The sequence below is a fragment of the Allobosea sp. CER48 genome (genome assembly GCF_044752385.1).
GTDB lineage: Bacteria > Pseudomonadota > Alphaproteobacteria > Rhizobiales > Beijerinckiaceae > Allobosea.
In genome coordinates, this window is record NZ_JBIWYK010000045.1 from 1 (window position 1) to 12,252 (window position 12,252).

The following is a 12,252-nucleotide window of genomic DNA, read 5'->3' on the forward strand; positions in this document are numbered from 1 at the left end:
ATCGCGGCCGCAGCAGCGGCACGACAACACGCCGGCATTGAGCGTGGCATCGCAATAGGGACAGTTGAACTGGTCCTGCACGGAGATCTCACGCCTGTGGGGCAAGCCGCGCTCAGAGCCATGTCCGCCCGGTTAAATCAAGTTATTTGGCCTGCTTACCTTGCGAAACTTTAGTATAAGTCAGCGTTGCTGCCATATAGGCGTGAAGCTTTCGCCGGTCAGACCGGCCTCATAGCCTTGAAGGTCATCCGATGCGGGTTGTGGCCGAAATTCGCCGGCCGCTGCACGTCGCTGAAACCGGCTTCTCCGATCAGTTCGGAGATCGCTTCTGGCGTGTAGGTCGAGAGCCCGTATTGCGCCCTGAGCTTGCGGTAGTCGGAGAAGGCCGTGCGCACGAGGCCGGCAAGCGCCGCCGCCAGGAAGCCGCCGCGCCAGGCGAAGGCGAGGAGTTGCGAGGCATCGGTCAGCGGGCTGACATTCGGGGGGATGACGTCGGCGATGACGAGTTGTCCGCCGGGTTTCAGCTTCCCCCGCCAGGTCTTGAGCAAAGCTTTCAGCTCGTCGCGCGCGAGGTACTGGACCAGCGAATTGGCGACGACGAGGTCGAGCGAGGCCTCAGGCAGGGCCTCGACCTCCTCCGGAGAGACTACCGTGACGTTGTCCTTGCGGCCGAACTGGGCACGCAGCTTCTCGCGCACGTTCGGTGCCGCTTCGCAGAGATAGAGCCTGCCGCAGGCCGAGGCGACACGGGCGGCGTCAAGCGCCTCGCCGCAGCCATGGTCGAGGACGATCGCGTCGGCCGCGGGCACATGGCTGATCAGATCGCTCGCGATGGCGCGGTAGTGCAGTGCCTTGTGGCGCGGCGAGACGTAGATGGAGTGTTCGCCGTTCCAGAAATCACGCCAGGACATGGGCCGTATCGATCCTCGGGGCCGTCAGCGGCCGTCGCCCGATGACTAGACGCAAGCGACCGGCCTTCGCAACAGGCGGGGTTTCGAGGCGCGCCGGTTTCCGCTTTAGTCAGGGTGCTGCCGGCGAGTCGGCGGCGCGAGACCGGAGACATCGATGCTGCTGCTGCCGCGATTGCTCAAAGGGTTCGTCCGGCAGGGGCGCCTGGCCGTCATCACGCCGGACGGCAAACGCCATGTCTTCGGGCCGGGGCCGTCAGACATGCTGTTCGCCGGCGTGCGCAAGGTGGCGCCTGCCGTGACCGTGCGCTTCCATGACGACCGCATCGAGCGCGAGCTCTTCCTCAATCCCGAGCTCGCCCTGGCCGAAGGCTATATGGATGGCCGGATCGATTTCGAGGAAGGCACGATCCACGACCTGCTGACCCTGTTCTGGCTGCAACGCAAGGAACTGCGCAAGCATCCGCTGCAGAAGGCCATCCGGCAGGTGCGCTTCCGCATCCGGCGCTGGCGCATGCACAATCCGCTCGGCCTCGCGGGCAAGAAGGTCAAGCACCACTACGACATCCCGACGGACTTCTACCGGCTCTGGCTGGACGAGACGATGACCTATTCCTGCGCTTACTGGCATGCGCCGGACGTAGGATTGGAGAACGCTCAACAGGCCAAGCTCCGGCACATCGCAGCCAAGCTCAAGATCGAGCCGGGGATGCGGGTTCTCGACATCGGTTCGGGCTGGGGCGAGCTGGCGATCTACCTGGCCAAGGCCTGCGGGGCGCAGGTGACTGGCCTCAACGTCTCGCCGGACCAGATGGCGGCGGCGCAAAAGCGGGCCCAGGCGGCCGGGGTCGGCGATGTCGTGACCTTCGTCAACAAGGACTATCGCGAACTCACCGGCAGCTTCGACCGCATCGTCTCCGTCGGCATGATGGAGCATGTCGGCGTCGCCCATTACGGCGAATATTTCGAGAGGATCCGCGACCTCCTGGCGCCGGACGGGATCGCGCTGGTCCACTGCATCGGCCGCGCCGGGCCGCCCGGCTTCACCGGGCCGTTCTTCGAGAAGTACATCTTCCCGGGCGGCTATGCGCCCGCATTGTCGGAGGTGTTCGCGGCTGTGGAGCAAACCGGGCTCTGGTCCTCGGACTGCGAGTTCTGGCGGCGGCACTACCACTGGACGCTTGAAGCCTGGCGCGAGCGCTTCATGGCCAAGCGCGAGGAGGTTGTTGCGATGATGGGCGAGCGCTTTGCGCGGATGTGGGAATTCTACCTTTGCGCCTGCTCGATCTCCTTCGATATCGGCGGCGACATGGTGTTCCAGCTCCTGCTCGGGCCGCACAAGAGCGCCGTCCCGATCATCCGCGACTACATCGCCGATGACGAGAAGGCGCTCGCGGCGAAGGGCTTCTAGCTCAGCGCTTCAGGTTCACGATCACGACCCCGGCCAGCGCCATCGCGCCGCCGATCAGGCCGAAGACCGTCGGGATTTCTCCGAGCCAGAGGAGGCCGATCAGCATCGCCATCGGCGGCACTGCGTACTGGAAGTTCGAGGCGCGCGCGGCGGGCAGGCGCGACAGCGTGATCGCCCAGGTGCCGTATGCGATCAGGCTCGGCACGACGGCGAGATAGGCCACCGACCAGAAGGAGGTGGCGGGGGCGACCTGAGCCTGTGCGACGGCCGAAGGCAGGAAGGGCAGCAGCACGAACCCGCCGATCGCCATGTTCCAGGCCGCGACATGCAACGGCTTGTAGCGGGCGAACAACGGCTTCTGCACCACCGTGGTTATGGCGTTGCAGAAGGCGGCGCCGAGGATCAGCATCACGCTCATGCCGATCTCGACATCGAGCCCCTTTCCGAGCGCGATGACGCCGATGCCGGCGAAGGAGAGCGCGGTGCCGAGCCAGGCGGTCAGGCTGAAGCGCTCGCCCAGGATCATCATGGCGAGCACTGCCGTCATGATCGGGTTGGTGTTGATGATGAACGCGGCAGGGCCTGCCGGGACGACGCGCTGGCCGAAATTCAGCAGCAGGGCGTAGCCGGCGATGAAGATCACGCCGCCGACGAGGAAGCGCCAGATGTCGCCGAGTTCGGGCAGCTTTGCGCGCGTCGCGACGAGGAAGAGGGCAGCCGGTGCCCCGGCGAGCGCGAAGCGCAGCGCGGCCATCTCGGCCGGGCCGAAGCCGGCGAGCCCGGCGCGGATCGCCGGGAAGGAGGAAGCCCAGGCCATGACCGTGAAGGTGACGGTGAAGACCAGCGTCGGGTCGAGGCGCTGTGAACCGGAGGCGGTCAGCGCGGGAGAGGCGCAGCTTGGGGAAGACATGGCGTCGATCCATCGATGACGAAAGGTTGCTTCCGATAGACGCCTCGGCGAGCTGATTGACAAACGAACAATTCGCGCATGAGCTGTGAGGATGGATCACAGCTCGAACCTGCCGCCGCTCGATACCCTCCGGGCCTTCGAGGCCGCGGCGCGCACCGGCAGCTTCTCCTCGGCGGCCGAGGCGCTGAACCTGACGCATGGCGCGGTCAGCCGGCAGATCGCCAAGCTCGAGCATTGGCTGGGCCTGCGCGTCTTCCTGCGCCAGGCACGCGGCGTCTCGCTGACGCCGGAGGGCCAGCGTCTGCTCCAGCGCACCCAGGAGGCCTTCGCGCTGATCGCCGACACGTCGGAACGCTGGCGCGAGGCGCGCGGTGCCTCGGTCGTGCGGGTCAGTGCGCCGCCCTCGGTGTGTGCGCTCTGGCTGATGCCGCGGCTCGCGGTGCTGGAGGCCGGCATCCCGTCATTGCGGATCGTGCTGCAGGTCGAGCATCGCAAGGTGGATTTTGAGGAGGAAGGTGTAGACCTCGGGATACGTTGCGGGCGTGGCGGCGCGCCGGACCGGCTTTCGCTGAAGCTGTTCGAGGAGTGGTGCTTCCCGATCGCCTCGCCGAAGCTCGCAGCCATGATCGGAGAGGGCGCGCCCGAGCGCCTGCTGGCGCAGCCCCTGATCCATGACTCGGATGCCGCCGGCTGGAAGGCCTGGTTCGCTGCGCAGGGGCTCGATTACAGGCCGCGCCCGCAGGACCGGCGCTTCGAGGACTACAACCTGGTGCTCGACGCTGCCGCGCATGGTCTCGGCATCGCCCTGGCGCGTCCGCCACTGGCCCGCGAGCAACTGACGGCAGGGCGGATCGTCAGGGTCGATGCGCGTGAGGCCCTGAACCCGGTGTCCTATTGGCTCGATCGGCCGCTCGGTGCTCTGCGCCCCTCGGCCGCGGCGCTCGCCGAGCGGATTGCACGGGAGGCCGGGGCAACGCCGGCTGACGTCGAGGCGTTCTTGAGCAGGGAAGCGAGGGCGGCCTGACCACCTGCCGTCATGCGCGCGGTGCGGCGAGCAGCCACGTCTTGGACGCCGCACTGCATCGCTGAAAGGGAGGATGGTCGGGACAAGCCCGACCATGGTGACGCGGCCTTCCTAGCGCAGGCTATGCCGCGGAGCGGCAAACTCCCCGCGCTGGCTTGCGCGCGCCATCTCGAAGCTGTCGGCGATGCGGCGCGCCCGGACGATGAAGGCCTCCGCGATATCGGGCGGGCAGACCTCGTGCGCGGTGATCTCGAACAGGTCGAGCCAGCGGTCGAAATGCTGGCCCTCCAGCGGCAGGATGAGGTGCGGACGCATCGGGCGGCCGTTGTAACGGCCGGTGCGCAGCATCACGCCGCTCCAGAAATCGGTGATCTTGCCGATATGCTCGTCCCAGTCCTCGACGGCACCCGCGAAGACCGGGCCGATCAGCTTGTCCTGTCGCGCCCTCGCATAGAAGGTGCGGACCAGTTCGGCGATCATCGGTTCGCGCAGGTCGGGATGGGCGGCACCCGGACGGGTGAGGGGATTGTCGGTCATCGCAGGGACGTTCGCGTTTCCTGTATTCTCGTCGGCGCAGCGGGCGAAGGCTAGGCCTGTGCCGCCGCTGCGACCTTGTGAGGCAGGTCCGGGGTCGCATCGCCCGCCTGCAGGTGGCCGTGCTCCAGGAAGAGCCGCATCTCCTCGGCCAAAGCGAAGAAGCGGTCCCGCACCGCCTTGGCATGCGGGTTGGCGCGCTCGATCGCCATGAAGACGTTGGGCGCATCGTAGCGAACCATCTCGGTCGCCTGCATCAGGTGGTCGAAGCTCGCGGTCGTCATCGTGCGGGGCAGGGGCTCCATGCGGACCAGGATCTTGGCGATCAGATGGGTAAGGCCCTGCACCATAGCAACCTCGCGGTCATGGGCGTCGGCCGTGGTCACGATCACCTTCAGCTTGAGGACGCGGCGCAGGAAGGCAGCGATGCGTGGCGTGCTCTCGCCGCGGATCGGGCAGAGCGCGATCTTGAGGCCGGTGAGGCCGTCGCGGGCGCTTTGCGGGCCGAAAAGCGGGTGCGTGCCGATGATCTCGACGTCGTCGGGCAGCTCCGCCTCCATCGCCCGGGCAGGGCCGATCTTGACCGAGCCGACATCGAGCACGATGGCGCCTGCCTTGAGATGAGGGCGCAGCGCCGCGATCGCCTCGGGAATCGCCGGGACGGGCACGGCGAGGACCACGAGATCGCAGGCTGCGACCTCCATGGCGCTGGCCGGCAGAAGGCCCCTGCCTGACGGGGCCGGCACGGGCGGATTTCCCGGGTCGCAGACGCGCAAGGCGAAGTGCGGCTGAAGATGGTTGGCCATCAGCTGCCCGAAGGCGCCGAAGCCCATGATGCCGATGGTGGAGACGGTTTTGATTTTCGAAGACATCGCTCTGGTCCGGTGGGAGCCGCGATGCCGGGTGATCTGCCTGAATTCAACCGCCAGCGCGGCGGTTGAACATGGGAATGCCACCGCCTCTATGAGGACGGGGCGTAATAGCCGTGAAGGAAGGCGATTAGGCTGATCATGTGCCGCTTAAAGCGCGACGGGCCGGCCCTTGTCAATCGAGCGGCGGCGAATAGTCGGTCGGCGTCAGCGTCCGGTCCTCGATGGCACCGACCATGTCGCCATGTTCGATCCTGGTGACGCGCTTGATCTCGCTCCACTCCGGATCCGCCATGAAGCTCGTCCAGGATTTTGTCTTCGTCTCGACGTTCGGCCAGGCGAGGATATAGGCGAATTCGATGCGGCCGGCGCTCGCCGTTTCCCACATGGCCACGATCCTGAAGCCGTGACGGGTCATGATGCGGGCGGCGTGGTCGCGGAAGCGGGCATGGAAGGCCGCCTTGTTGCGCTCGAAGATCTCGTAGATGCGCAGCTGGTGGATCATGCCCGTCTCCCTTCGTCGAGGCGGCGTTCAGGCCGCCTTCTTGCCCTTCTCCGCCACCATCAGCTCGACGAAGCGGTTGAAGAGGTAGTGGCTGTCCTGTGGGCCGGGCGAGGCCTCCGGATGGTGCTGGACGCTGAAGGCCGGGCGATCGGTCAGCGCGATGCCGCTGTTCGAACCGTCGAAGAGAGACACATGGGTCTCGACCGCATTCGCCGGCAGGCTCGCCGGATCGACGGCGAAGCCGTGGTTCATCGAGACGATCTCGACCTTGCCGGTTGTCTTGTCCTGCACCGGGTGGTTGGCGCCGTGATGGCCCTGCTTCATCTTCATGGTCTGGCCGCCGATCGCGAGGGCCATCATCTGGTGGCCAAGGCAGATACCGAAGGTCGGGACCTTCCGGTCGAGCAGTTCCTTGATCACCGGGACGGCGTATTCGCCGGTCGCGGCCGGGTCGCCCGGGCCGTTGGAGAGGAAGATGCCATCGGGATTGAGCGCCAGGATTTCCTCGGCTGTCGCGGTCGACGGGACGACCGTGACGTCGCAGCCGGCCTTGGCGAGCAGGCGCAGGATGTTGCGCTTCACGCCGTAGTCGATGGCGACGACCTTGTGGGTTGTCGCCTCGCGCTTGCCGTAGCCCGCCGGCCAGACCCAGGGGGTCTCGTCCCAGTCGTAGCGCTGGGCGGCGGTGACGAGCGGCACGAGGTCGAGGCCGGCCATGGAGGGCAGTTCCGCGGCCTGCTTCTTCAGCCGCTCGATGTCGAAGACGCCGTCCGGGCTGTGGGCGAGGACGGCATTCGGCATGCCATTGTCGCGGATCAGCGCTGTCAGCGCACGGGTGTCGACGCCGCAGATGCCGACGATGTTGCGGGCCTTCAGCCAGGCATCGAAATGGCGGTTGGCACGCCAGTTCGAGGGCTCGGTGATGGCGGCATGCAGCACGCAGCCGCGCACGCCGGAGGAGGCGGCGGCGTTCACCGTCTCGGTGTCTTCCTCGTTCACGCCGACATTGCCGACATGCGGGAAGGTGAAGGTGATGATCTGCCCGGCATAGGACGGGTCGGTCAGGATTTCCTGATAGCCGGTCATCGCCGTGTTGAAGCAGACCTCGCCGGGCGCTTCGCCGATGGCGCCGAGGCCGAAGCCTTCCAGCACCGTGCCGTCCGCGAGCACGAGGAGTGCGGTCGCGCGTGGTTCGGTCCAGCCGCTGTCGGCGGGGTTTCCTTCGGAAGCGGTCATGTCTATGTCTCGGTCCAGGCCGCGCCAGCGGCAGAATGCGGGGGCGGGGTTGCAGAAATCCACTCCGCCGGTCTGGAACGCGAGCCATAAAGAGCCGGGCGCTGCCCGTCAATCGAGGCAGGCGCAGGCCGCACACGAGAAAAAGGAACAACAACGATGACGAGCCTGCGCGAGCGCTTCATGGGCGATCTGAAGGAAGCGATGAAGGCCGGCGAGAAGGGCAAGGTCGGCGCGATCCGCCTGATCCAGGCGGCGCTGAAGGAGAAGGACATCGAGGCGCGCGGCGCCGGCAAGGGCGAGGCCACGGCCGAAGAAATCCTCGGCGTGCTCCAGAAGATGATCAAGCAGCGCCAGGAATCGATCGCGATCTACGACGCCAACAACCGCCCCGAGCTCGCCGAGGGCGAGCGCATCGAGGTTGCCGTGATCTCGTCCTACCTGCCCAAGCAGATGTCGGACGACGAGGTGAAGGCTGCTATCGACAAGGCCATCGCCGAGACCGGCGCGACAGCCGTCAAGGACATGGGCAAGGTCATCGGGGTGCTGCGCGGCGCCTATGCCGGCCAGATGGATTTCGGCAAGGTCAGCCCGATGGTGAAGGCAGCGCTCGGCGGCTGAGAAACCGCCGGAGTGCCGTCGTCACGGCCTCTGTGAATCACGGTTGAAAGCCAGCTGCCGGCATGAACGGCGGTTGGCTTTCGGCCTTTGCAGGTCCACATAAGATCGATGAAATTCCCGCCCTCCGTCCTTGATGAGATCAAGGCGCGGCTGCCTGTCTCGGCGGTCGTGGGCAAGCGCGTGCGTCTGCAGAAGGCCGGGCGCGAATGGAAGGGGCTCTCGCCTTTCAATGCCGAGAAGACGCCCTCATTCTTCGTCAATGACCAGAAGGCGTCGTTCTTCGATTTTTCCTCGGGCAAGAACGGCGACATCTTCAAGTTCGTGATGGAGACCGAGGGGCTCTCCTTTCCCGAGGCGGTCGAGAAACTCGCTGCCGAAGCCGGTGTCATCCTGCCGAAGATCACGCAGGAGGCGCAGGTCCAGGAGGAAAAGCGCAAGGGGCTCCACGAGGTCGTGGAGCTCGCCGCGCAGTTCTTCGAGGCCCAGCTGATGGGCGATCGTGGCGGAGGTGCCCGGCGCTACCTTGCGACGCGCGGCCTGGATGGCGAGGCGCGCACGCGTTTTCGCCTCGGCTACGGGCCGGTCGACCGCTTCGCGCTGCGCGACCATCTCGCCGGCAAGGGCGTGCCGGCCGAGCTCATGATGGAAGCGGGATTGCTCGTGCATGGCGAGGAGATCGCCGTGCCCTACGACCGCTTCCGCGATCGCGTGATGTTCCCGATCCATGATCCGCGGGGGAGGGTGATCGCCTTCGGCGGGCGGGCGATGAGCGCGGAAGTTGCGGCGAAGTACCTGAACTCGCCGGAGACGCCGCTCTTCCACAAGGGCCATCTCCTGTTCAACCATCACAACGCCCGCAAGGCGGCGCATGACACCGGGCAGGTGATCGTGGTCGAGGGCTATGTCGACGTCATCGCCATGTCGCTCTCCGGCTATCCGCAGACGGTGGCGCCGCTCGGCACCGCCCTGACCGAGGGGCAGCTCGGGCTGCTCTGGCGCATGGCGGACGAGCCCGTCATCTGCCTCGACGGCGACAAGGCCGGGCGCAAAGCCGCAAGCCGCGCCATCGATCTGGCCCTGCCGCTGCTGGAGCCGGGAAAGTCGCTCTCATTCGCGCTGCTGCCGGACGGGCAGGATCCCGACGATCTCGCCCGCTCGGGCGGGCGGCAGGCGATTGCGGAGGTGCTCGCCGCGGCGCGTCCGCTGGTCGACATGCTCTGGCAGCGCGAGGTCGAGGCCGGCCCGCTCGATACGCCCGAGCGCCGCGCGGCCTTCGAGCGCCGCCTGAAGGAGCCGCTGGCCGAGATCCGCGACGAGACGACCCGCAAGCATTATCGCCGCGAGATGGACGAGCGGCTGGCTCAGCTCTTTGCCAGCGCGGCCCCGCCCCGCCCCGAGCGCGGCGGCGGGAGCGGCAATTTCCAGCGCGGCAGAGGGGCGCCCGCGCGCGGCGGCGGCCGGCCGATGCCGTCCTGGGCCGGTCCGTTGCGGGCTTCGAGCGCGCTGACGCAGTCGCGCCTGATCGCGAAGGTCAGGGGCGAGGACCAACGCGAGGCCTTCATCCTGCTCGCGCTGGCGAGCCATCCCGACCTGATCCTGCGCTGTGCCGACGAGATCGCCGAGCTGTCGCTCGATGGCCCGGCGGCCGAGCGCTTCCGGCAGGCGCTGCTCGATGCGGTGGAGGACAAGCTCGATCTGGAGACGCTGGCGAATCGGCTGGCGCAGCAGCGCGTCAAGGAGGCGAGGAGCCAGCTGATGGCCGTCACCGGACCGGCCGAGCGGCGCAAGCTGTCGCAAGATGCTGATCCTGAATCGGTTTTTGACTCGATTCATCAGGCCATCGTCTTGCATCATCGCGCGCGAACGCTAAATAGCGAGTTGAGAGCAGCCGAGCGTGCATTGGCTGACGATGCGACCGAAGCCAATTTCGCCTGGATCAAGGACGTGAAGGCCCGCCTCGAGGCAATCGAAGGCACCGAGGCCATGTCCGAGGATTGATAGCCCAGCGAATGGTGGACGCAGGTTCGATGCGCGCAAGCTGTTGGGTGGTTCACGATTCGTCAACGACGTCTGGTGCCATCTGCAAACCAATTGGGTGGGTGAGCGCGCCGGGCCTGCGGTCGCGCCGCCCTTTTATGCGTCGGTATATGACTTCGGTCATGGCCGGCGCGCGAGTGCGGAGCGCTGATTGATGGCGACGAAAGCGAGCGAACGGGAAAAGACCGATCAGGTCGCGCCGGATGCCCCCCCGACTACCGACGGCCCGTTGCTCGACCTGACCGATCAGGCCGTAAGGCGGATGATCAAGCTCGCGAAGAAGCGCGGCTATGTCACCTATGACGAACTGAACGAAGTGCTGCCCTCGGAGGAGTTCTCCTCCGAGCAGATCGAGGACGTGCTCGGCCAGCTCAGCGAGCAGGGCATCAACGTCGTCGACAACGAGGATCCGGAAGCGGCCGGCGAGGAGCGCGCCAACCGCAAGGATGCCGCCGGCGGTGACGACGACGAGGCCGAAGGCGGAGACCTGGTCGAGGCTTCGCGCCAGACGCTTCCGACCGAGACCAAGCGCAACCTCGAGCCGACCGAGCGCACCGACGACCCCGTGCGCATGTATCTGCGCGAGATGGGGTCGGTCGAGCTGCTCTCCCGCGAGGGCGAAATCGCCATCGCCAAGCGCATCGAGGCCGGCCGCGAGGCGATGATCGCCGGGCTCTGCGAGAGCCCGCTGACCTTCCAGGCCATCATCATCTGGCGCGACGAGCTGCTCGAAGCGAAGGTGCTGCTGCGCGACATTATCGATCTCGAAGCGACCTATGCCGGTCCCGACGGCAAGAACCCCGCCGCCGCCGGCGAGGAAGAGGGCGAGGAGGGCGAGCAGGCCGAAGCTCCGGAGGGTGAAGCCCCGCCGGAGATGGACGATGACGACATCGAGAACAACGTGTCGCTCTCGGCCATGGAGGCGGAGCTCAAGCCGCGCGTGCTCGAGACGTTCAACGCCATCGCCGACGACTACAAGAAGCTGCGTCGCCTGCAGGATCAGGACATCGCCAACAGGCTGGAGAACACAAAGCTCTCGCCGTCGCAGGACCGCAAGTACAAGAAGCTCAAGGACGACATCATCACGGCGGTGAAGTCCCTGTCGCTCAACAACAACCGCATCGAAGCGCTGGTCGAGCAGCTCTATGACATCAACAAGCGCCTGATCGGGCACGAGACGCGCCTGCTGCGCCTCGCCGAGACCTATGGCGTGGCGCGCGAGGACTTCCTCAAGCAGCATGTCGGTGGCGAGCTCGATCCCAAGTGGCTGCTGCGCGTTTCCAAGCTCGGTTCGCGCGGCTGGAAGGAGTTCGTCGCAGCGGAGAAGGACCGGATCAAGGACCTGCGCGAGGAGGTGCATACGCTCGCCTCCGAGACCGGCCTGGAGATCCAGGAGTTCCGCAAGATCGTGCTGATGGTCCAGAAGGGCGAGCGCGAGGCCCGGCAGGCGAAGAAGGAGATGATCGAGGCGAACCTGCGTCTCGTGATCTCGATCGCCAAGAAGTACACGAACCGCGGCCTGCAGTTCCTCGACCTGATCCAGGAAGGCAATATCGGCCTGATGAAGGCGGTCGACAAGTTCGAGTACCGCCGCGGCTACAAGTTCTCGACCTACGCGACCTGGTGGATCCGCCAGGCGATCACCCGTTCGATCGCCGACCAGGCCCGCACGATCCGCATCCCCGTCCACATGATCGAGACGATCAACAAGATCGTGCGGACCTCGCGCCAGATGCTGCACGAGATCGGCCGCGAGCCGACCCCGGAGGAGCTCGCCGAGAAGCTTGCCATGCCGCTCGAGAAGGTGCGCAAGGTCCTGAAGATCGCCAAGGAGCCGATCTCGCTCGAGACCCCGATCGGCGACGAGGAGGACTCGCATCTCGGCGACTTCATCGAGGACAAGAACGCGATCCTGCCGATCGACGCCGCGATCCAGTCGAATCTGCGCGAAACGACCACCCGCGTGCTCGCCTCGCTCACTCCGCGTGAGGAGCGCGTGCTGCGCATGCGCTTCGGCATCGGCATGAACACCGACCATACGCTCGAAGAGGTCGGCCAGCAGTTCAGTGTCACCCGCGAGCGCATTCGCCAGATCGAGGCGAAGGCGCTGCGGAAGCTCAAGCATCCGAGCCGCTCCAGAAAGCTCCGGAGCTTCCTGGACAACTGATACAAAAGGAAGGGCGCCATCGGCGCCCTTCTT

Annotated in this window: 11 protein-coding genes; 5 read left to right on the forward strand and 6 right to left on the reverse strand. The window is 66.3% G+C overall.

What is annotated here, in order from left to right; all coding sequences use genetic code 11:
- Positions 1-218: 218 nt before the first annotated feature.
- Positions 219-911: a class I SAM-dependent methyltransferase gene (locus ACIPIA_RS03485; RefSeq protein WP_400506713.1), complete on the reverse strand. Its 693-nt coding sequence runs from the start codon at positions 909-911 to the stop codon at positions 219-221.
- Between the two features lie 154 nt (positions 912-1,065).
- Between ACIPIA_RS03485 and ACIPIA_RS03490 the strand changes: the two genes are divergently transcribed.
- Positions 1,066-2,319 carry a class I SAM-dependent methyltransferase gene (locus ACIPIA_RS03490; protein ID WP_400506715.1) on the forward strand — a complete coding sequence of 418 codons (1,254 nt, stop codon included), beginning with the start codon at positions 1,066-1,068 and terminating at the stop codon, positions 2,317-2,319.
- Position 2,320: 1 nt separating this feature from the next.
- On the opposite strand, the gene ACIPIA_RS03495 is transcribed toward ACIPIA_RS03490, so the two are convergent.
- A complete protein-coding gene (locus tag ACIPIA_RS03495; RefSeq protein ID WP_400506716.1) occupies positions 2,321-3,229 on the reverse strand; it encodes a DMT family transporter in 909 nt (302 codons plus the stop codon).
- A gap of 91 nt (positions 3,230-3,320) precedes the next feature.
- Here ACIPIA_RS03495 and ACIPIA_RS03500 point away from each other — a divergent pair, with 91 nt between their 5' ends.
- On the forward strand, positions 3,321-4,253 hold the full coding sequence (locus tag ACIPIA_RS03500) for a LysR substrate-binding domain-containing protein (RefSeq protein ID WP_400506718.1): 933 nt from the start codon (positions 3,321-3,323) through the stop codon (positions 4,251-4,253).
- A gap of 111 nt (positions 4,254-4,364) precedes the next feature.
- On the opposite strand, the gene ACIPIA_RS03505 is transcribed toward ACIPIA_RS03500, so the two are convergent.
- The 4 genes from ACIPIA_RS03505 to carA form a co-directional block, all read right to left on the reverse strand.
- Positions 4,365-4,790, reverse strand: a complete 426-nt coding sequence (locus ACIPIA_RS03505; protein WP_400506720.1) for a group III truncated hemoglobin — start codon at positions 4,788-4,790, stop codon at positions 4,365-4,367.
- A 50-nt stretch (positions 4,791-4,840) separates the two neighbouring features.
- On the reverse strand, positions 4,841-5,659 hold the full coding sequence (locus ACIPIA_RS03510) for a prephenate dehydrogenase/arogenate dehydrogenase family protein (RefSeq protein ID WP_400506722.1): 819 nt from the start codon (positions 5,657-5,659) through the stop codon (positions 4,841-4,843).
- A 172-nt stretch (positions 5,660-5,831) separates the two neighbouring features.
- On the reverse strand, positions 5,832-6,161 hold the full coding sequence (locus tag ACIPIA_RS03515; RefSeq protein ID WP_400506724.1) for an NIPSNAP family protein: 330 nt from the start codon (positions 6,159-6,161) through the stop codon (positions 5,832-5,834).
- A 27-nt stretch (positions 6,162-6,188) separates the two neighbouring features.
- The gene (carA, locus tag ACIPIA_RS03520) at positions 6,189-7,397 is read right to left on the reverse strand and encodes a glutamine-hydrolyzing carbamoyl-phosphate synthase small subunit (RefSeq protein WP_400506726.1); all 1,209 of its coding nucleotides are present in this window, start codon (positions 7,395-7,397) and stop codon (positions 6,189-6,191) included.
- Between the two features lie 156 nt (positions 7,398-7,553).
- Between carA and ACIPIA_RS03525 the strand changes: the two genes are divergently transcribed.
- From ACIPIA_RS03525 to rpoD, 3 genes are all read left to right on the forward strand, one after another.
- Complete coding sequence (locus ACIPIA_RS03525; protein ID WP_400506728.1) at positions 7,554-8,015, forward strand: GatB/YqeY domain-containing protein; 462 nt, start codon at positions 7,554-7,556, stop codon at positions 8,013-8,015.
- 108 nt (positions 8,016-8,123) lie between these two features.
- Positions 8,124-10,013 (forward strand): DNA primase, encoded by a 1,890-nt coding sequence (gene dnaG / locus ACIPIA_RS03530; RefSeq protein WP_400506730.1) that lies wholly within the window; start codon positions 8,124-8,126, stop codon positions 10,011-10,013.
- A 193-nt stretch (positions 10,014-10,206) separates the two neighbouring features.
- Positions 10,207-12,219 (forward strand): RNA polymerase sigma factor RpoD, encoded by a 2,013-nt coding sequence (gene rpoD / locus ACIPIA_RS03535; RefSeq protein WP_400506732.1) that lies wholly within the window; start codon positions 10,207-10,209, stop codon positions 12,217-12,219.
- The last annotated feature ends 33 nt before the right edge of the window (positions 12,220-12,252 follow it).